This window comes from Hymenobacter latericoloratus, assembly GCF_014199535.1.
Lineage (GTDB): Bacteria > Bacteroidota > Bacteroidia > Cytophagales > Hymenobacteraceae > Hymenobacter > Hymenobacter latericoloratus.
The window spans coordinates 111,819-132,159 of the sequence record NZ_JACHNV010000002.1 but is presented as its reverse complement, the minus strand read 5'-3'; the positions used below and the strand labels follow the sequence as shown (position 1 = coordinate 132,159).

Sequence of the window (20,341 nt, the reverse complement as noted above, 5' to 3'; positions counted from 1 at the left end):
TACGCTGGGCGCAAGGAACTTGCCAAAGCTTGATTAGCTGTCATTGTGGCACAGAAACCTCCGGCGGCCCGCAGTTAGTTCAGCCGGAGTGTCGGATTCCGGGTAGCTCGACGGTAGCCCAAGGTTTATAAAGTGACAAGGGGTAGCAAACCCTGCCTTTTACTCCTGCGCGTGCAGGGCCTGCCAGATCATATCCTTCAGGGGCTGGATATTCTTGTTGGTCAGGCTGGAAATGAAGATGGTGGGCAGGTCGGTGGGCAGCGTGGCTCGGATTTCGGCTTCCAACTCCTCGTCCAGCATATCCGACTTGGTAATGGCCAGCAGACGCTTCTTGTCCAGCAGCTCCGGGTTGAATTGCTCCAACTCACTCAGCAACACTTGGTATTCAGCATTGATGTCAGGTGAGTCGCAGCTGATCATGAACAGCAGAATGGAGTTGCGCTCTACGTGGCGCAGGAAGCGGTGGCCCAGGCCCCTACCCTCCGCAGCACCCTCAATGATGCCCGGAATGTCGGCCATCACAAACGACTTGTAGTCGCGGTAGGCTACTACCCCCAGGTTCGGCGTCAGGGTCGTGAAGGCGTAGTCGGCAATCTTGGGTTTCGCGGCCGACACAACAGAGAGAAGCGTGCTTTTGCCGGCGTTGGGGAAGCCTACCAGCCCCACGTCGGCCAGCAGCTTCAGCTCCAGAATCACCCACTCATCAATGCCGGGCTCGCCGGGCTGGGCGTAGCTGGGCGCCTGGTTGGTGGCCGACTTAAAGTGGTCGTTGCCGAGGCCGCCCCGGCCGCCGGGCGTGAGAATAAGGCGCTGGCCGTGCTCCGTGATTTCTAGCTTTTTCTCACCAGTTTCCGCGTCGCGGGCAATAGTGCCGAGGGGCACCTGCACGATAATATCTTCGCCCTGGGCACCGGTGCGCAGGTTTTCGCCGCCGTTTTCGCCGGGCTTGGCAATCAGGTGCTTCTGGTACTGCAAGTGCAGCAGGGTCCAGAGCTGAGAGTTGCCCTCCAGAATAATATGACCACCCCGGCCACCGTCGCCGCCGTCGGGGCCGCCGTTGGGCAGGCCCTTGGCCCGGAAAAAGTGGTGCGAGCCCGCCCCGCCCTGGCCCGAGCGGCAGTTGATCTTGACGTAGTCGATGAAGTTATTAGAAGCCACTGAGTTGAATTAAGAATTAGGAATTAGAAATTAAGAATTGGGACGTTCTTACCTTCTAATCAGGATGCCTACAAAACAGCTGTCATCCTGAGCGCAGCGAAGGACCTTATCACGGTAGAACAAGGGCGATATAGCGCCGTTCAACTGGTATAAGGTCCTTCGCTGCGCTCAGGATGACAGAGGGGTCTGCCGCTACGAAAGCCGTAGCAGCGGCAAAGTTACGCTTTTACTTCGTCGGTTGCCTGGCGGCTGCCTTCGGTAGTGGCGGGCTGGTGCTCATCCAGAATGGCGCAGATCTGGCCGAAGATGTCTTCGATGGCGCCAATGCCGTTCAGGGCGTGGAATTTCTGCTGCTGAGCATAGTAGCCGGCTACCTGCGCGGTTTCGGTGTTGTATACCGTTACGCGCTTGCGGATTTTTTCTTCGTTCTGGTCGTCGGGGCGGCCCGAGGTTTTGCCGCGCTCCAGCAGGCGCTTTACCAGTTCCTGCTCGTCCACTTCCAGGGCTACCATGCACGAAACGCCGGTATCGTGCTGGGCCAGCAGCTGATCGAGGCTTTCGGCCTGGGGCACAGTACGCGGGAAACCATCGAAGATGAAGCCGGCGGCTTGCTTGTTGGCTTTCAGGGCGCTGTCAATCATGCCGATTACTACCTCATCGGGAACGAGCAGGCCTTCGTCCATGAGCTTTTTGGCGCGCAGGCCCAGCTCGGTGCCCTGAGTAATCTGGGCGCGGAGCAGGTCGCCGGTAGAGAGGTGAACCAGGTTATAGCGGGCAATCAGCTTCTGGCTTTGCGTTCCTTTGCCGGCGCCCGGAGGGCCGAAGAGCACGAGATTCAGCATGAGTAGCGGGGAGTTACGCGGGGAAGGAGAAAATACAGGGGGTTAGGCAATATAAGCAACGGGAGGGAAAGCCTTTACGGACGCCAGCGAATTTTAGCTGGGCTACCCGGCAGTAATTTCCCTACACGGCTTTGTACACATCGGGGTAGTTGCGGCCCAGGCCGTCGTAGTCGAGGCCGTAGCCCACAATGAAGTCGTTGGGGATGCTCAGGCCCACGTAGCGGATGGACAGCTCATGCTGCAGGCACTCGGGCTTCAGAAACAGGGTAGCCACCTCCAGGGACGCGGGCTGCTTTTCGGCCAGCGTATCGAGCAGCCGGCGCATGGTATGGCCGGTGTCCACAATGTCTTCCAGAATAATGACCGGGCGGCCCTGCAGGTCTTCCGTAAGGCCGAGCAACTCCCGCACTTCGCCGGTGCTGCTGGTGCCCTGGTAGGAGGCTACTTTGATAAAGCTCACTTCGCAGTCGAGCGTGATGTGCTTTAGCAAATCAGCCACGAACATAAACGAGCCGTTGAGCACCGCCACGAACAGGGGCGTCTGGCCGGCGTAGTCCTGGTTGAGGCGGGCGGCTACGGTCTGCACCGCCTCGGAGAGTTGAGCAGCCGACAGGTAGGGCTCGAACTGCTTGTTATGCAGCGAAATATGGTCCGGGGTCATCCGTTTGGGGTTGGGCCGTAGGTGAGCGGGCGGGCAAAGGTAGTAGAAAAAAGCCGCCCTCCTGGTGAAGGAAGGCGGCCTGAGTGGTTGAGCTTACGCAATCAGCGGGTAAAACCGGAGGACTGCGTAGCCCGCGCTACCGTGGGGCGCTGCGCCATTCTGGTTTCGTGGGTTTTCTTACCTGACTCTTGAGTCAGGGCCCGCTCGGGAGCGGCAATGTGCGGGGCAATGACCAACGACACAATGCTCATGAGCTTGATAAGGATGTTCATGCTCGGGCCGGAAGTGTCCTTGAACGGGTCCCCTACCGTGTCGCCGGTCACGGAAGCTTTGTGGGCGTCGGAGCCTTTGTATTCCATTTTACCGTCAATCATCACGCCTTTCTCAAACGACTTCTTGGCGTTGTCCCAGGCCCCGCCGGCATTGCTCTGGAACATGGCCATCAGCACCCCGGACACCGTCACGCCGGCCAGGGTACCGCCCAGCACTTCGGGCCCGAAGGCAAAGCCCACAATCACCGGCACAATTAGGGCAATGGCACCGGGCAGCATCATTTCCCGAATGGCGGCCTGGGTGGAAATAGCCACGCACTTTTCGTACTCGGGCCGGCCGGTGCCTTCCATAATGCCCGGAATTTCGCGGAACTGGCGGCGTACTTCCTGCACCATGCTCATGGCCGCGCGCCCCACCGCCGAAATAGCCAGGGCCGAGAAGATAAACGGAATCATGGCGCCCACGAACAGCCCGCCCAACACCCGCGCATCGCTGATATCAATGGCCGAAATGTTGGCCGTGCCCATGAAGGCCGCGAACAGGGCCAAAGAAGTCAGGGCAGCGGAAGCAATAGCAAAGCCTTTGCCAGTGGCGGCGGTGGTGTTACCGACAGCATCGAGAATGTCGGTCCGTTCGCGTACTTCCTTGGGCAGCTCGCTCATTTCGGCAATACCGCCCGCATTGTCGGCAATGGGGCCGAAGGCATCAATGGCAAGCTGCATGGCCGTGGTAGCCATCATGCCGGCCGCCGCAATGGCCACGCCGTAGAGGCCCGCGCACTCGTAGCTGAGCACGATGCCCGCCGCCAGCACAATAATGGGTAGCACGGTGCTTTCCATCCCCACCGCCAGCCCCCCAATAACGGTGGTGGCGTGGCCGGTGCTGCTCTGGCGCACGATGCTGAGCACCGGCCGCTTGCCCATGGCCGTGTAATACTCCGTAATAATGCTCATCAGCGTGCCCACGACCAGCCCCACCACCACGGCGTAGAACACGTCCATGGCATCGAAGGTGATGCCCCGAATGGTGAGGTCCTCGGCGGGCAGAATCCACTGAATGATGAAGTAGGAAGCCACCGCCGACACCAGTACCGACACGTAGTTGCCTAAGTTGAGGGCGCCCTGCACGTTGCCGCCTTCCTTCACGCGCACCATCAGAATACCCACCAACGAGGCCACAATACCCATGCCGGCAATAACCATGGGCAGCAGAATGGGCGAAAGGCCCTGAAACTGGTCGCCGCGGGCTACTACCTCCCGGCCCAGCACCATGGTCGCCAGAATGGTGGCCACGTACGAGCCGAACAGGTCGGCGCCCATGCCGGCTACGTCGCCCACGTTGTCGCCTACATTGTCGGCAATGGTGGCGGGGTTGCGGGGGTCGTCTTCGGGGATGCCGGCTTCTACCTTGCCTACGAGGTCGGCGCCCACGTCGGCGGCTTTGGTATAGATGCCGCCCCCTACCCTGGCAAACAGCGCAATACTCTCAGCGCCCAGCGAAAAGCCCGTCAGGACCTCCAGGGCCGTTTCCATCTCGATGCCGTTGGCCGTACCGCCCCGGCTCACCACAAACATCTGGTAGAAGACAAGGAATAGGGAGCCCAGGCCCAGCACGGCCAGCCCGGCTACCCCCATCCCCATCACCGAGCCTCCCGAAAACGACACGCTCAGGGCTTGGCTCAGGCTGGTACGGGCCGCCTGGGCCGTGCGTACGTTGGCCTTGGTGGCAATTTTCATCCCGACAAAGCCCGCCAGCGCTGAAAACACGGCCCCAATGATAAACGCCACCACAATGACGGGGCTCGACTTCTCGCCGGTGCTACCCAGGTAAAACAGGAAAGCCGAGGCAATGAGGCCGAAGAAAATCATCACCCGATATTCCGCCTTCAGGAAAGCAATGGCGCCATCGGCAATGTAGCCGGCAATGGTTTGCATCCGTTCATCACCGGCTGGTTGCCTACCCACCCAGCCCGAGCGAAGCCACGTAAACAGCAAGGCCAGCACCCCCAGGGCCGGCACTACGTAAAGAATATTCATCATAAGCGGTGGGAATAGGTTGAGGTGGTTGGGAGAGTGAAACTGGGAAAGAACGATTGGACGGGTAAAATAGAAGTTATTCCCTAATCCTCAAGCCTTAAGGAATATTCCTACCCCCTTCACAAAGCCAAACCCGGCCGGCGCAGCCGAGGAAAACCTCCGCTACCCCGGCCGGGTCACTCAACCTTATCGGGCGGCCTACAGCTCGCGCATCAGTACCTGGTACAGGGCCAGCATGCTGTCGATGTCGCGCTTGTCCACGATTTCGTCGGGTGAGTGTACGTTGTCCTCGGGGGCCCCGATGAAGCACCAGTCCCAGGGCTGGGCCCCGTGCTGCAGCTCCTTGGCATCGGAGCCGCCGCTGCCTTCCACCTCTAATTGGTGCGGAATGCCGGCCTCGCGGGCAATGCGCCGGATGCGCTCCACGTAGCTGCGGCGCGGAATCAGGGAGTCGCGCAGGGAAATGGCTACCCCCTCGCCCGGGCGTACACCTTCCGTCACCCAGGTGATGTCGGATATAAGCGCCTGCCGCACGCCGTAGGTTTCGTAGATGTAGCGGGCCAGGTAGGCTACCGAGCCGCCGCCGTGCTCTTCCCAACATGAGAAAGCCACGATACCATCCTGCAGGGTTTCGCAGAGGCGCAGGGCGTTCCAGACCCCCAGCCGGTTATCGAGGTAGCAGCTCTGCACGGTGGTGTCGGTTTCGCGGAAGTCGCAGCGGAAGGTAAGCTCGGTACCGCGCTCAATGTCGCGGTGAAAATCGTAGCTCAGGGCCCCGGTTTGCTCGTTTACCACCAGCGTACACTCAATCTCGCCATCCTTATCCCGGCCTACCAGCCGGTAGCCGGTTTCGGCGTCGGGCCCGCCGATGGGCACGAGCTGCCGGCCGTAGCGTACCGTAAATCCAATACTATCCAAGTGAGCGAATACGGCAGTACGCGGTCTTCCAAATATTAGAATAATGCAATCCTGGAACTCTCCACCGGCCAGCACGGTTGGGGGAGTGCTCCACGAAGCTTGGTGCTGACGAATGTAGTGAAGCAGGAATTCTGTCAGGGGAGCTTCGTGGCCGGAAGGCGCGGCTATCTGGCACAGGGCTTGTAAAAGCTGCATATAGTGTATCTTATTTGTCCAAAACTAGGTCAAATGTTCTACTTTAGCTGTTGTATTGGGCAGTATAGGATATTTCCTGATTTGTGGTTGAAGGCTGCCCTTTGTTATTCCTATGTTTAAACGACTCCAATTTGTCCTGTTACTGTTGCTACTACCCCTGGCGGTATGGGCCCAGCAACCCGACACGGCGCGCCCCGCGCCCCTACCCGACTCGGTACGGCAGGTGCAATTGGAAAACATAGACGTGGCTCCGGGTGCCATTGATACCAAAAGCTGGCTGCTGCTGGACAAGGACATCCAAACGGAACTGGAGGGGGCCGTGTTCAACCTCTACAATTTCAAGTACGATAAGGCCGAGCGCCAGTTCCGGAGCCTGCGCCGCCGTTACCCCAACCACCCCATGCCCTACTTCCTGATGGGGCTGAGCACGTGGTGGAAAATCATGCCGTCCAATATTGCCAACACGCAGTACGACAAGATTTTCTTTGCCTACATGGATACGGCCGTTACGAAGGGCGAGGCCATGTACCGAGCCGATAGCCGCAACTACGAGGCCTGTTTTTTCCTGGCCGCCAGCTACGGTTTTGATGCCCGCCTGCACGCTGAGCGCCACGACTGGCGCAAGGCTACCGTGGGCGCCAAACGCTCCCTCGACTACCTCGATAAAAGCAAGGAGGCCAACGGGCTGAGCCCGGAGTTTTTGTTTGGGCAGGCTCTGTTCAACTACTACGCCGTCTGGATTCCCGATAATTATCCGCTGCTGAAGCCCGTGCTGCTGTTCTTTCCCAAGGGCAACAAAAAACTGGGGCTGCAACAACTCCGGAACGTGGCCGATAATGGCTTTTATGTGGGTCCGGAGGCACGGGTGTTTCTCATGCGCATCCTCATGAACGAGGAGGACAAGCCCGAGGAGGCCATGCCCATTGCCCGCTACCTGGCCACTACCTACCCCGACAATGGCTACCTGCAGCGCATTTATGCCAATGCCTGTTTCCGGCAGGGTGAGTTCCGGGAGTGTGAGCGGGTCAGCCGCGACATTCTCGACAAGCTGAACCGGGGCCTGCCGGGCTACGAGGCCAACAGCGGCCGCTACGCCACCTACTTTCTGGGCTACCTGATGCAGAACCGCTACAAGGACCTAGCCAAGGCCAAAGAGTACTACCAGCGCTGCATTGTGTTTGCGGAAACCAACGGCGAAACCAAGTACGGCTTCTACGTTTTTGCCAACCTCGCCCTGGCCCGCCTCGCCGACCGCGGCAAGGATGCCGCTGCGGCCCGCCGCTATTACAGCGTTGTGCTCGATAAATCTGACCACAATTCGGAACAATACAAGGAGGCCAAAGCGTATCTGAAAACAAAGCGGAAGTAGGAAAGCCTGCCACGCGCACCGTATGGAACTCAAGGACCTGTTTTTAACGCCGCTTTACCTGGGCTTATTCTACGGAATAGCCTTTGCTGTGCGCAAGCGGTTTACCAATCCCCTTACCCGGAAGTACTTTATTCCGGCGCTGTCCGTGAAGTTTCTGGGGGCCATTGGCCTGGGTCTGATTTACCAGTTTTACTACGGGGGCGGCGACACGTTCAACTACTACTTCCACACGAAGGTGGTGCACGAGGCGTTCGGCGAATCATTCAGCACGGGTCTGAAGCTGCTGACGGCCCAGCACCCGCCGGATGCCGATATGCTGCGCTACACGGGCCGCATGTACTGGTACGATGCCCCCACCGAATACGCCGTAGTGCAGGTGGCTAGCTTGTTTTCGCTGTTTTGCTTTAACACCTACACCGTTATCGGCCTGTGCTTTGCCTTCACCAGCTTCTGCGGGATGTGGGCCATGTACGTCACCTTCATTCGGATTTTCCCCCTGGCCTACAAGAAGCTGGCCATTGCCGTTTTCTTTCTGCCTTCCGTGTTTTTCTGGGGCTCGGGCCTGATGAAGGACTCCTTGTGCATTGGGGCCTTGGGCTGGGCTTTCTATGGTTTTTACCACGCCCTCATTCTGAAGAAAAACCTTCCAACGGCCGTAGTGCTGGGCGCGCTGGGCGCTTACATCCTTCTATCAGTGAAGGTGTACATTCTGCTGTCGTTTCTGCCGGCGGCGCTGCTGTGGGTCTTCAACGAGAATAACCAGCGCATAAAATCCGCGGCGCTGCGGATGCTGCTCAAGCCCCTGTTTCTGTTGCTGGGCGCCGGCGCCGGCTACCTGGGGGCCACTGGCCTGACTGCCGGCGACGAAAAATACGACGTGGAAAAGATTGGCGAACGGGCCAAAATCAACCAAGTGTACCTAACCAGCTATGCCACCAACGGCTCGGCCTACAACATCGGCGAGTTCGACGGTAGCCTGGGCTCGACGCTGAAGGTAGCCCCGCAGGCCATTGTGGTTTCTATCTTTCGGCCGTTCCTGTTTGAGGTCCGCAACCCCGTGATGCTGCTTTCAGCTCTGGAGGCCACCCTGTTTATCTGGCTGACGGCATCGTTGTTTTACCGGACTGGTTTACTTAAAGGCTTATCTCTGATAGTTGGTACGCCTATTCTGCTGTTCAGCTTCCTGTTCGCTATTGTATTTGCCATTGGGGTGGGCATCAACAGCGGGAACTTTGGCACCTTGGTGCGCTACAAAATCCCGCTGATGCCTTTCTACTTGGGAGCCCTCTACATCATGCAGGCCAAGTCGCAGAAGAAAGTTCGCCCGGGAGGCGCTGTGCGCCCTCAGCTGAATAGTGCCAGAAAATTGGGCCGATTGGCTACTACCGAGTAGCGCGCCACAATAGTGGCGCGGGCGGCCGTGCCCATGCGCGTGCGCAGCTCGGGGTTCTGTAGCAACCGCCGCAGGGCCGCTTCCCACTCGGCGGGAGTAGCGCAGATGTTGCCGTTTACGCCCTCTTCTACCACCTCCGTGTTCATGCCTACCGGCGAAACCAGAGCCGGCTCTCCTAAGGCCATGTATTGCAGGGCTTTGAAGGCGCATTTGCCCTTGGCCCACAAATCGTCTTCCAGGGGCATCAGCCCGACATGGAAGGTCAGCAAGTCGGCAATTTCGGTTTCCTTGCGCCAGGGCTGGTACACCAAGCTGCGCAACGGCAGGTTGGGCGGCTGGTTGGAAATCACCCGAAACTCGAAGTCGAACTCCTGCTCCAGCCGGGCCAGCACGGGCACTACCTGCTCAATGTATTTAAGGGTAGAATGGGTGCCCGTCCAGCCGATAACCAGCTTGCCCGGCGCCTCCTGGTTGCGGACCTGGTTGTGCAAGTGCTCCGTGTCGATGGTAGTGGGGTTGATAACGGCGTTCGGGTTGAACTGGCGCGCGTAATCGCGCAGGTAGGCGTTGCCGCAGCTCACTTTGTAAGCCCAGCGGCAAATGCTACCCACTTTGTGGTGCCACTTCACGCCGGCCACTATTTTGTTGGCCTCCGATGTGTTCGGAATCCAGATGGCGTCGTCGAAGTCATAGATAATCTTCTTGCCCAGCACTTTGGCAATCAGCCACTCAAATACCGGCGGCCCAATGGGGGAAGCTTCGCGGTGAATAAAGATGTAGTCGTACTTCGGCACCGAAAACAGCAGCAGAAAACGGCGCAGGAACCCGGCCAGAATACCGGCTACCTTTTGCGCCTGATGCCCCGGCTTGTAGAGAATAGCCCAGGTAGCATCCGAAATAAAAGAAGCTACGTGGTACTGAGTACCAGCGGCCCGGAGGAAGCCGAAGTACTGCTCAAAGCGGAACCGTTGGGAAGGAGCTTTGCCGGTAGGATAGGGAACCAGAAAAAGAATACGCATAACAAGAAGAAGCCAGGCCGGGGGCAGTGGGGCCGTACTGTGGTGAGTAGAAGCCGCAAAGGTACGGTAACTACCGCCGCTGACACCAGCCTGCGGGCTCAATAGGGCACAAGCAATGCCCCTCCTTAGTATCTTTGGTGGTTAGCTGCTGCGTGGGCTTCTCTGCACTACCCCACATTTGCTACGCTCCTGCCTATGCCCGTTAGTCCGCCTGCCCCGCTGCTCTCCGTGGTTAGCCCTGTGTATCAGGCAGAGCAGGTGCTGGACGAGTTGATCGGGCGCCTGGAAGCAACCCTGGCCGCGCTGCCGGGTTCCTACGAAATTATCTTGGTTGATGACGGCAGCACGGATGCCAGCTGGGCCGGTATCTGCCGGCACGCGGCCCGCACGCCGCAGATCCGTGGCCTGCGGTTGTCGCGCAATTTTGGCCAGCACCACGCCATCACGGCCGGCCTCGATCTGTGCCAGGGCGAGTGGGTAGTAGTGCTGGACTGTGACCTGCAGGATCAGCCCGAGGAAATTACCCGCCTGTGGGACAAAGCCCAGGAAGGGTACGACGCCGTGTGTGCCCGCCGCGGCCGCCGCACCGACTCGGCCTTCACCGTCTGGCGCGCCCGCGCGTTCTACGCCGTGCTTTCCTACCTCACCGGCCAGACGCAGGACCCCGAAGTAGGTAACTTTGGCATCTACCACCGCCGCCTGATTGCCACCGTCCGGCAGCTGCGCGAAAGCACCCGCTACTTCCCGACGATGGTTCGGTGGGCGGGTTTTCGGCAAGCCACGCTACCCGTGCAGCACGGCCGCAGCGAGCGGCCTACCTCCTACTCGCTGGGCCGGCGCCTGCAGCTGGCCCTCGATATTATGCTTTCTTACTCCGATAAGCCGTTGCGCCTGGCAGTGTACTTCGGCTTGCTGCTGGCCGGTGTGGCCTTTGGGTTGGGCGTGATTATGCTGATCCGGGCCCTGCGCGGCCAGATTGTCGTGCTGGGCTATGCCAGTCTGATCGTGTCGCTGTGCTTTTTTTCGGGCGTACTGATTACGGTGCTGGGGGTAGTAGGCTTGTACGTGGGCAAAACCTTTGAAGGAGTGCGGGCCCGTCCGTTGTATGTTGTCGCCGAGGGTACCCCACGCCTATGATTCCGTCGCCGCTTCCTCCTGATTTTATTCCTTTCAACAAGCCGTACCTGGTTGGGCCTGAGCTGGAGTATATTGCCGAAGCCGTTGCGCTGGGTAAGCTGTCGGGCAATGGCGTTTTCACCCAGCGCTGCCATCAGTTTTTTGAGCAGACGTACGGCTTTCAGAAGGCACTGCTGACGACGAGCGGCACGGCGGCCCTGGAAATGGCGGCCCTGCTGCTTGATCTGCAGCCCGGCGACGAGATTATTCTGCCTTCCTTCACGTTTACCTCTACGGCCAACGCCTTTCTGCTGTGCGGGGCTACCCTGGTCTTCGCCGACAGCAGCCCCGAGCATCCCAACCTGGATGCGGCTACCGTGGCCCGCTTGCTTACCCCGCGCACCCGAGCCGTGGTGGTGGTGCACTACGCCGGGGTAGCCTGCGACCTGGACGCGCTGCTACCCCTGATCCGGCAGCACAACCTGATTTTGATTGAAGACGCAGCCCAGGCCATTGAATCATACCATGCTGCGCGGCGGCTGGGCACCATTGGGCACTTGGCCGCCTTTTCCTTCCATGAAACCAAGAATATCAGCGCCGGGGAGGGTGGGCTGTTGGCCATCAATGATGCCCGGTTTGCTGAGCGGGCCGAAATTCTTTGGGAGAAAGGCACCAACCGCGCCGCCTTCTACCGGGGCGAAACGGCCAAATACGAGTGGGTGGATGTTGGTTCGTCCTTTCTACCCTCCGAAATGACCGCCGCCTTCCTGTGGGCCCAGTTGGAGAACCGACACTGCATTTCACAGCGGCGGCTTCAGCAGTGGCACTGGTACCGGGAAGCGCTGGCTCCACTAGGAGCTTTGGGCGTGGGGCTGCCCGTGGTTCCAGCTTATGCCGCGGCCCACAACGGCCACATCTTCTACTTGCTATGCCGTACACTACCCGAGCGGCAGGCGCTGATCAGCCACCTCGCCGCGCGGGGCATTCTGGCGGTATTTCACTACCAGCCACTCCACAGCAGCCCTTTTTTCCGGTCGTTGTACAGCGGCGCGCCCCTGCCGCACGCGCAGCGCTACGCCAACTTGCTGGTCCGGCTGCCGCTCTTCTTCGAGCTAACCCACTCAGAGCAGCAACGGGTTATTGAGGCAGTGCTGACTTTTTACGGCGCGCGGTAGCCAGCACCGCTGTATATACCTGAGCCAACTGTCCGTAGGTAGCCTCCGGCCGAAACTTGTGCCGTACGTACCGGCGTCCGGCTGCCGCAAACCGGGTCTGCTTGTCACGGTCAGCGGCCAGCGCCCGGATGGCTGCCGCCATGGCGGCTACGTCCCGGTTGGGTACCAGCAGGCCCGAAACGCCGTTCTCAAACAGCTCCGCTGGTCCTCCGCAATCTGTGGCAATGAGGGGGGTGCCAAAATACAGGGCATCGAGACAGGTCAGGGAAAACGACTCTGACTCCGAGAAGTTCAGCAGGATATCGGCGCCCTTGATGGCCTGCTCCACATCGGCCACGAAGCCCCGGAAGGTTACCACTCCAGCCAGGCCCTGGTTTTGCGCGGCGGCTTCCAGTTGCTGCCGGAACTCGCGGTTTTTCTCCAGGCCCATGTCGCCACCGGCAAAGGTGAGCCGTAACCGTCTGTTGTGAGTATAGGCTTGCCGGAAAGCCTCCAGAGCAAAATTCTGTCCCTTCCCCTGAATATAGTTGCTCAGGTACAAAAGCTGAACCGTATTATCGGGGCGGCTAGCTGGTACCAGAGGCGGGGGGTAGCGCTCCACCCCCGGAATGGGGTCAAAGACTACCTGCACCCCTGCCGACGGGCCGAAGTAGCGGCGCACTGCCTCCGACACGCACAAGACCCGGTCAGCAAACCGCTCACCCAGCCAGCGCCACGTACGAGCCAGTGGTTGCACCAGGCTTTGCGGCAGAAAACGTACGTGCGTTACTACCCGCACCCGGCCCCAGCTCAGGATCTTGGCCACGTACCCCGTCAGATTGTAGAAGTCGTTGAGGTGGATAATACTGGCTCCCCGCTGCTGAGCTAGGCGGAACAGACGCCACCCATTCAGTAGCAGCATGGGGCCATAGAGCAGCAAGTCAGCTTTACGGCGACTGATTTCCGTGAAGGGTAGCTCGTGCACCGCGTAGCCATCCTGCTCCAGCACCGCCCGGGCCGTGCTACGGGTAGGCACTACGTACTCAAACTGAAATTGCTCCCGCAACGGACCGGTGGCGTGGCGCATGGCATTCAGCGCCCCGGTTACCGCCCGGGAGTTATCCACTACAAGAATCAGGGGCTTTTTCAACAGGACCTTGCCTTAAAAAACGTATTGCTGCCCGATAAATACCTATCCTATTCGGCCAGCACCTCATCAATGAGCTTCTGCCAGCGGCGAAAGGTATTGGCGTGGGTAAAGTCGTTGGAGCGAAGACGAGCCGCCTGGCCCAGCTGCTGACGCTTGCCAGCATCCGCAAGCAGAGTACGCAGGGTTTCCACCCATATTTTCTGGTCGGCGGCCAGCGTAGCGGCATCGGTCAGCATCGGCATCAGCAGACCGTATTTGGCCCACTCAGCGGTTCTGATAGGCCGGGCCGGTGTATCGGAATCGGGGGCCAGCATTTCGCGCGGTCCGGTGGGACAATCGGTGCTCACAACGGGTACGCCGCAGGTCATGGCCTCGCCCAGGGCCAGCGGGAACCCTTCCCAGGCCGAGGGAAACACGAAGGCAGTAGCCGGCCGGATATACTGAAAGGGGTTATGCTGCAAACCCACGAAATATACGTCGAATTCCGGGGTGAGCGGCGTTTCAGCCCAGGCTTCGTACACCCGCAAACCCAAACTGCGAGCATGCTCTACCAGTTCTACCCGCAATTCCCCATCACCGATGAAAACCAGCTTAGCCGGCTGCGTTTTGTGCAGCTCCGCGAAAATATCGAGCAGAGGCTTTTGATTTTTCTGAATGGCCAGGCGGCCGGAGGTCACCAGAATTGGCCCCGACTCATATACCGCTTGCATGGCCGGCGGCAACGGCTCCTGAGCCCGCTCCCACACGCTTTCTACCTCAAAGGAATTATTGATGGCGCTGAGCTTGCCTGGGGCTACCCCATAGTCATTTATCATTTCGGGAATGATGTCACGACTGACGCATACGATTCGGTCGGCCCGCTTGTAGAGCATGGGCATCAGCACGTCCTTGCGTAGCCACCCCGTAAGGCCGCTGATGTTACGGTCATGGGTTTTGGAACCTTGTATCAGCAGAATTACTTTTTCCTGGCCTTTGCTAAGCAGGTTCACGTAGTCGGCTCCCTCTAGATGACTGATGCAGATGTCAGTCCGAAGCCGTTTTTTTAGGCGTTTCAGTTCCCGGACACGGCGGAAAAAGTTGGACACCTTTTGCACCGGCCCGCCGCCGCCCGCTACCTGCAGGCTCTCCAGGCGGTTACCCGATGGGTACAGGTTGTCGAGGTCGAGGTCGAATACTGCCTCGGTGACGTTGTAGTACTTGCTCAGCTCCACACTATGGTCGTGAAAAGCGCGTTGCGCGCCTCCCAGCCCTAAGTTAGGAATGACCATTAACAGGTTCTTACGCATAGAATTCATACAATTCAGCTTCTGCCGCCGTGGGGTGTGCCTTACAGCCTAAGCTTGGGGTAGCAATGCCTGCATACGCTGGCGGAATTCGTCGGGCTTTACATAGAAGCCACCTGAATACTTGTTCTCGCTGGGCTCCCCAATCAGACTATCATACTGGTAGCCCAACTGCGCGGCCATCAACATATAGTGGAAGGGGTAGTACTCACCGGGCGGGAATACTTCCAGCAGCCCCATGGCCTGCTTACCCCTGAACATCATGTTTACCAGGCCAGCGCCATGAATCCCGATTACGTAACGCGCCTCACTAAGCAGCCGGGCCTGCTGCGCTAGGGTCATCGTATCAAAATCCACCACCTCAAACCCTTCGGCCTGGCAGATGGCTTCAATCTCAGCGTTGTTCTCAATAAAACGAAGGCGCTTTGGGCTGCGCGTAATGAATATGCGCCGATTACTGGCCGAAGATGGAGCTAGATCCTGCGGCTGCACCAACTCCCGGATTCGCTCGTAGTACGAGGCAGTGTGGGTCAGCGGCTTGCAGAAATACGTTTTTTTACTGCGGATATATTCGCCTTCCTTCTGAATTACCCAGTTCCGGTTTTTGAGGTAGGGATGCTGTAAGAAATATTGGAAAAAGGACTTTTTGTACAGTGCTTCCGCAATCAGCAACGGGGTATCGTAGGGCAACTGCAGTTTCTCTTCCAGAAAAAACAGTTTAGCCAACACATCATTATAGAAGTGGTAATAGTTTTCCTCACCCGTATCGCGCAGAGAAACCAGCACTTCGTGTGCAGGAAGTGCCGCTTTATTTAATTTCAGAATCTGCAAAGAAGGCTTGGGTAGGTAGGTAGCCCGGCTAAACCCAAGAGAAGGATAAATCAGCTTATTATCAGCCGAAAGTGCCCAGCCGTGTTTAGGCTCTATAATGCATTCCCGGTCGTACACGAGCAGATACTCATCCTGCGTCCAGTTTTCGTAAAGTGAAATCTGATGCTGTAAGCGAGCATCCAGATGCTGCTTGGGCACGGTAGTAATCCGGAACGGATAATCGTCGCGCTTAATTACGAATTCCTTATCAGCAAATATTTTCTCCGGAAATAATATTTTATCTACCGTGTTGATACGTATTGCATTATAGCGTAAGTGCGCTTTTTTTAGCAATACAATTGGAAACACTTTTTTTAAAATCTTTTTCATTTTACCGAACTTCAAAAACTTCGTTATATAACGGCTTATAAAGCATAACGAACCTTATCGCCTACTTAATAATATCAAGCAACACTTTTATCTCAGCGCCATTACCAGAAATTCACTATTGGAATTTAAACGGCAGCTACTTATTTGAGTATTGAGTTATAACGCACCTCCGGAAAGCCTGAGCTGCTATATGAGGTGCTTTACGGAAGCCAGAAAACGGCGCCGCCATAGCACAGTCGGATCGTGCTGTACGGCCTTCCACAAGTACTGAAGCGTTTCGGCCCGATGAGTCTTACTTAAGGCCATCGTCAGGGTAATAAACGTGTAGCGGTCAGCCACAAACTTGGAAAGCTGCCCGGGGAAGCGACGGCTGAAATCAGGGTTTTGGCTTACTAGCTGCGCAAACAGCTCGTCGCGGGTGCGTACAGCTTCCGGGGCTATGGTATTCAGACTGCGGCCAGCATGTTCACGCAGGCAAAAGGTCTTCTGCCGCACCGGATGAAACGTGTACTTACTGGCTAGGCGCAGCCACAGTTCCCAGTCTTCGGCACTGGCCAGCCGCCGGTCCTCCTCAAAAGGGTTTGCCAGGGCAATATCGCGCCGCACGAATACTGTGTTGCAGGCCAGGGGGTTGTCATGCAGCAGGGCCTCGTTGGTGCTGCCCGCAAACTCACAGACCTCACTAATAACCCGGTTCTGCTCGTCCAGCCGCTCGTAGCCAGTATGTACTACCTCGACCAGACCGTGCTGATCAAGAAAGTCCCTGACTACCTGCAGGTGGTTGGGGTACATCTCGTCGTCAGAATCGAAAAAGTTGATGTACTGGCCCTGAGCCCGCTGGGCACCGTAGTTACGGGCGGCGCCCCGCTCCCCGTTCTGCTTATAGTAGTAGTGTACGCGCGGGTCCTTGATGCTGGCCACTACGTCCCGCAAGTTGTCGCGGCTGCCATCATCTACCAGAATCAGCTCAAAATCCTGGTACTTCTGCCTTAAAATGGCCTGCACGGTTTCCGGGATAATATCGGCCCGGTTGTAGCACGGCACAACAATGGAGAAGAAGGGAGCCTGAGAAACTGAAGAAGCCACTGGAGAAGGGGTAATACCGTTAAAAAAGCCGACGGGAAGCGTTTCTGGTGCGAAGCAAGCTTAGAGCGACTTGCCCCGCAGCAGCTTACCATACTGCTGTAGCATGTGCCGGCGGTGCTCTGGGTTGCCGCGCATCAGCAAGAAGTTCGCCATTTTCGTCAGGTAATAGGCCTTGGTGGTCGCCCAGCCGTATTCGCGCTGCAGAAATGTGTCTTCATTCTGCAGAATCATATTACCCTGATTAAGCCGCTTCTCCTTTTTGGTGCTCTGTGAGAAGTGGTGCATTACCCGGGCCTGAGGAACGTACTTAACCGTGTAGCCCAGCTTGCGCACTGTGTAGCTCCACTGCAGATCCTCGGCGTACATAAAAAAGTCGTCGGCTAGATGACCGCCGGGCATTTTTTCAATTACCTCCCGCTTCAGGTGATAGTAGGTTCCCCACACCCAGTCGGGGTAGAGCGGTTCATCATACGAGAAGAAAGCCCCCTGTAAAATGCGTCCGCGCTGCTCCGCCGACATGAATTTCTGCAGGCGCAACAGTTCCACAAGCTGCAGACTGATGGAGGGGAAACGGCCGCAGGAGTGTTGCACCCGACCATCCGGATACTCCAGGCGGGCCGTAACCAGGCCCAGCTCCGGCTCGGCCTGCAGAGCTTGGTAGGTCAGCGCCAATGCGTCGTTCAGGCAGGCCGCGTCGCTGTTGAAAAGCAGAATTGTTTCCCCGGTAGCATGCTGAATCCCCAGGTTGTTGCCCTTGGCAAAGCCCGAGTTATCGGGGTTGCGCACGAGCTTGATAGAGGGAAAACGCTGCTCAAACAGGCCAGGGTCGCACTCGGTAGAGGCGTTATCCACCACGATAATCTCGTAGCTAACCCCTTTCGTGTGCTTAATAATGGACTCAACTGCCTCGCTGGTAAGCTGAAAGGTGTTGTAGTTGATGATAATAACGGAAACCTGCATGGAAAAAACTACTGGCCAGAAGCCACCACCTTGGTATAAAGCTGTTCGTGAGAAGCAACAAACTGATCCATGTCGAACCGCCTACGGATGGCAAAGGCTGCCTCACCATGCCGCCGCAGCAGAGCCGCATCCTGTACATACTGCTCCATATGAGCCAGCAGGCTGCTAAGGCGGGGGGTGGAGTCTTCTTCCATTTCAATTAAGAATCCGCCCGGCTCCGCGCCAGCCGGCGCAATCACCTCGGGAATGCCGCACAAGTCGCTGGCAATAACCGGAACCCGATGCTCGAAGAACTCTACGATGCTGAGGGGTAGGCCTTCGGAGAAGCTGGAGGGCACCAGGCCCACCGCACACGCCGACATATAGTAGTGAGGATCGTCTACATTGCCCACAAAGATAATATCGGGGTACTGGTCTCCCAATTCAGCCCGTATCTCGTCGATGCAGGGCCCCTCCCCCATGCAAAGCCAGGCAAACTGCCGCTCCGGATGCCGGCGTTTCAGCTCCTGGTAGGCCGCCAGCGCAAAGCGCCACCCCTTCTGCTCGGTGCCACGCGCTATCATGCCAAAGACCAGCGCCCCGGCCGGGATGCCAAGTTGCTGCTTCAGTTGGGCAGCTTCCGGCAAAGGCTTTTGGTAGCGTACTACCCCGTTATAAATGGTAGTTACTGGCGTAGTTAGCCGCTCGGTTGCGGTAACCTCACGCCGGGCTTTCAGGCTTTCATACTCGGCTTTGTGGTCGGAGGCCAACACCTTCTCACCATAGGCACGCAAAAGGGCTGAATCCTCATGGGTGCTCCCCTCCTGCAACACCCGAGCTGTGTACTCCGATACGGCCACAATGGCTTTAGCCTTATTGGCATATGGGTAGAAAGAGATATCCCCTACCTTCAGCAACATGGTGTAACCGTTATGGTCGGTAATAACCACCGGCACGGAAAGGAAACGAGCCACTTTGGTGAGCCGGGAATGTTTCACCAGTATCTCGTGCCCGTGTACTACGTCGATACGGTGCCGGATAAGCACATAAAAGAATACCAGCGTCTTGCATGTTTCATGAAAGCCCGCGTAGCCAGTTAGGCGCTTCAGCAAGCCATTCATTTTCCACAATACCTTGTTCAGGCGCGGAAAGGAATTCATATCAAGCAGGCGCACCTGGGGGCTGAGGTATGCCGCTACCATGCCGGCATCTACCATCTGCTCCCCATGATTGAAGTAAAACACTTCGTGGCGCTTGGTATTGGCAATACCCGATGCCAATGTCAGGGCCACAATATGCGACCCCGCTTTCTGTAGATTAAGCGTGGTGTATAGTATTCTCATACATGGGCAGGGCTATGCGACGTAGCGGCAGCTAGCTGGAAGGCACGCTCATACTGAGCGGCACACGTTTCAATGGAAAACTGCTGGCTGGCCTCCAGTGCGTTTTGCGCGTGACTGGCATACACATCCGCCTCTTGGTAGTACCGTCGCATAGCCGCTGTCAGCATGGGCAGTTGAGGAGTATAGGTGGCAGGCTCCATGTCCACAAGCAGCCCCGTAAGGCCGGCTGATGATTCGAGCAGCTCCGGAATACCGCCTACGCGGGTTGCTACCGACGGCTTACCGCTTACCATGTACTCAATTATGGCCAGGGGCAATGCCTCGGCCCGGAAATAGGTAGGCAATAGGCCCACATCAAACCCAGCCACGTAAAAATCGGGATTTGGCACCTGCCCGGTAAACACAATGCTCGTATCGGCGGCGCACTCGGCCTGCAACTGCTGCAAATACGGGCTTCCGCCTACCAGCACGAGGTAGAGCGGCCGGCCGGCGGCTTCCCCTTTTACGTGTTGAAATGCCTGCACGGCATATTTCCAGCCCTTTTCCTCAATGCCTCGCGCTACCATGCCAAAAACAAAGGCATCCGACGGGATATGCAACGCCCGGCGAGCTTCCTGGGCGTTAGCGGGGGTAGTAACCACGCCATTGTACACCGTTTCTAGGGCCGGCAAACCGGGAAAAGCGGCTTTTAGATTACGCTGACAGTAGCGCGACACGGTCAGGATGCGCGCGGCAGCCTGGAGCACGGGCGCAAAGTCGCGGCGGCCTTCCTGCAGAAACTTGTTGTACTCGCCGTGCTCCGTAATAACGAGTGGAATACCCAGCTGCTGGGCAACGGGCATACAAATAGCATCGGCCACGGTGGCGTGGCTGCTTATCAGTTCTATGCGGTGGCGGCGCAGGCACTCGGCCAGATAGGCCTGCTGCCGCTGCTGAAAGAATGTAGCTGAGCGGCCGAGGCGCTGCTGCAGCGCATTGATTTTATACGCCCAAAAACTCTCGCCCGGCTTATCGGCCATCGACAGTACCTGAACCTGTGGCGGTAGCAGCCGCGCTACCAGGGCCTGATCAATTAGCTCAGCCCGCTGGTTAAATACAAATACAGTGTGCCCGCGGCGGTGAAGCTCAGCGGCCAGATTCATGGCCAGTACCTCGCCCCCTCCTACCTGCAAAGACCACGTAGAAATCAGTATTCTCATTGATTTT

Annotated in this window: 17 protein-coding genes; 4 read left to right on the top strand and 13 right to left on the bottom strand. The window is 57.8% G+C overall.

Features of this window, described 5'->3' with window-relative positions; all coding sequences use genetic code 11:
* Positions 1 to 159: 159 nt before the first annotated feature.
* From obgE to GGU46_RS06195, 5 genes are all read right to left on the bottom strand, one after another.
* On the bottom strand, positions 160 to 1,158 hold the full coding sequence (gene obgE, locus GGU46_RS06215; RefSeq protein WP_183402703.1) for a GTPase ObgE: 999 nt from the start codon (positions 1,156 to 1,158) through the stop codon (positions 160 to 162).
* Positions 1,159 to 1,376: 218 nt separating this feature from the next.
* Positions 1,377 to 2,000, bottom strand: a complete 624-nt coding sequence (locus GGU46_RS06210; protein WP_183402702.1) for an adenylate kinase — start codon at positions 1,998 to 2,000, stop codon at positions 1,377 to 1,379.
* A gap of 121 nt (positions 2,001 to 2,121) precedes the next feature.
* The gene (gene hpt / locus GGU46_RS06205) at positions 2,122 to 2,661 is read right to left on the bottom strand and encodes a hypoxanthine phosphoribosyltransferase (RefSeq protein WP_183402701.1); all 540 of its coding nucleotides are present in this window, start codon (positions 2,659 to 2,661) and stop codon (positions 2,122 to 2,124) included.
* 101 nt (positions 2,662 to 2,762) lie between these two features.
* On the bottom strand, positions 2,763 to 4,973 hold the full coding sequence (locus GGU46_RS06200) for a sodium-translocating pyrophosphatase (RefSeq protein WP_246398894.1): 2,211 nt from the start codon (positions 4,971 to 4,973) through the stop codon (positions 2,763 to 2,765).
* Positions 4,974 to 5,168: 195 nt separating this feature from the next.
* Positions 5,169 to 6,083 (bottom strand): M20/M25/M40 family metallo-hydrolase, encoded by a 915-nt coding sequence (locus tag GGU46_RS06195; protein WP_183402700.1) that lies wholly within the window; start codon positions 6,081 to 6,083, stop codon positions 5,169 to 5,171.
* 112 nt (positions 6,084 to 6,195) lie between these two features.
* Between GGU46_RS06195 and GGU46_RS06190 the strand changes: the two genes are divergently transcribed.
* A complete protein-coding gene (locus GGU46_RS06190; RefSeq protein ID WP_183402699.1) occupies positions 6,196 to 7,452 on the top strand; it encodes a tol-pal system protein YbgF in 1,257 nt (418 codons plus the stop codon).
* 22 nt (positions 7,453 to 7,474) lie between these two features.
* Positions 7,475 to 8,845, top strand: a complete 1,371-nt coding sequence (locus GGU46_RS06185; protein ID WP_183402698.1) for a hypothetical protein — start codon at positions 7,475 to 7,477, stop codon at positions 8,843 to 8,845.
* On the opposite strand, the gene GGU46_RS06180 is transcribed toward GGU46_RS06185, so the two are convergent.
* A complete protein-coding gene (locus GGU46_RS06180; protein ID WP_183402697.1) occupies positions 8,797 to 9,864 on the bottom strand; it encodes a glycosyltransferase in 1,068 nt (355 codons plus the stop codon). The two genes, GGU46_RS06185 and GGU46_RS06180, sit on opposite strands and share 49 nt — an antisense overlap.
* A gap of 195 nt (positions 9,865 to 10,059) precedes the next feature.
* Here GGU46_RS06180 and GGU46_RS06175 point away from each other — a divergent pair, with 195 nt between their 5' ends.
* Both GGU46_RS06175 and rffA read left to right on the top strand, forming a co-directional pair.
* Complete coding sequence (locus GGU46_RS06175) at positions 10,060 to 11,001, top strand: glycosyltransferase family 2 protein (protein WP_183402696.1); 942 nt, start codon at positions 10,060 to 10,062, stop codon at positions 10,999 to 11,001.
* Positions 10,998 to 12,155 (top strand): dTDP-4-amino-4,6-dideoxygalactose transaminase, encoded by a 1,158-nt coding sequence (rffA, locus tag GGU46_RS06170; RefSeq protein WP_183402695.1) that lies wholly within the window; start codon positions 10,998 to 11,000, stop codon positions 12,153 to 12,155. The genes GGU46_RS06175 and rffA overlap by 4 nt, the downstream gene beginning before the upstream one ends.
* On the opposite strand, the gene GGU46_RS06165 is transcribed toward rffA, so the two are convergent.
* The 7 genes from GGU46_RS06165 to GGU46_RS06135 all read right to left on the bottom strand — a co-directional run bounded on the left by GGU46_RS06165 (position 12,118) and on the right by GGU46_RS06135 (position 20,334).
* Positions 12,118 to 13,284, bottom strand: coding sequence for a glycosyltransferase family 4 protein (locus tag GGU46_RS06165; RefSeq protein ID WP_183402694.1), 1,167 nt, complete (start codon positions 13,282 to 13,284; stop codon positions 12,118 to 12,120). The two genes, rffA and GGU46_RS06165, sit on opposite strands and share 38 nt — an antisense overlap.
* Before the next feature lie 47 nt (positions 13,285 to 13,331).
* Positions 13,332 to 14,579: a glycosyltransferase gene (locus tag GGU46_RS06160; RefSeq protein ID WP_183402693.1), complete on the bottom strand. Its 1,248-nt coding sequence runs from the start codon at positions 14,577 to 14,579 to the stop codon at positions 13,332 to 13,334.
* A 39-nt stretch (positions 14,580 to 14,618) separates the two neighbouring features.
* Positions 14,619 to 15,782 carry a glycosyltransferase family 61 protein gene (locus tag GGU46_RS06155; RefSeq protein ID WP_183402692.1) on the bottom strand — a complete coding sequence of 388 codons (1,164 nt, stop codon included), beginning with the start codon at positions 15,780 to 15,782 and terminating at the stop codon, positions 14,619 to 14,621.
* Positions 15,783 to 15,953: 171 nt separating this feature from the next.
* Complete coding sequence (locus tag GGU46_RS06150; protein ID WP_183402691.1) at positions 15,954 to 16,853, bottom strand: glycosyltransferase family 2 protein; 900 nt, start codon at positions 16,851 to 16,853, stop codon at positions 15,954 to 15,956.
* A 60-nt stretch (positions 16,854 to 16,913) separates the two neighbouring features.
* Positions 16,914 to 17,813 carry a glycosyltransferase family 2 protein gene (locus tag GGU46_RS06145; RefSeq protein WP_183402690.1) on the bottom strand — a complete coding sequence of 300 codons (900 nt, stop codon included), beginning with the start codon at positions 17,811 to 17,813 and terminating at the stop codon, positions 16,914 to 16,916.
* A gap of 8 nt (positions 17,814 to 17,821) precedes the next feature.
* The gene (locus GGU46_RS06140; protein WP_183402689.1) at positions 17,822 to 19,135 is read right to left on the bottom strand and encodes a glycosyltransferase family 4 protein; all 1,314 of its coding nucleotides are present in this window, start codon (positions 19,133 to 19,135) and stop codon (positions 17,822 to 17,824) included.
* On the bottom strand, positions 19,132 to 20,334 hold the full coding sequence (locus tag GGU46_RS06135) for a glycosyltransferase family 4 protein (protein ID WP_183402688.1): 1,203 nt from the start codon (positions 20,332 to 20,334) through the stop codon (positions 19,132 to 19,134). The genes GGU46_RS06140 and GGU46_RS06135 overlap by 4 nt, the downstream gene beginning before the upstream one ends.
* Positions 20,335 to 20,341 lie beyond the last annotated feature (7 nt).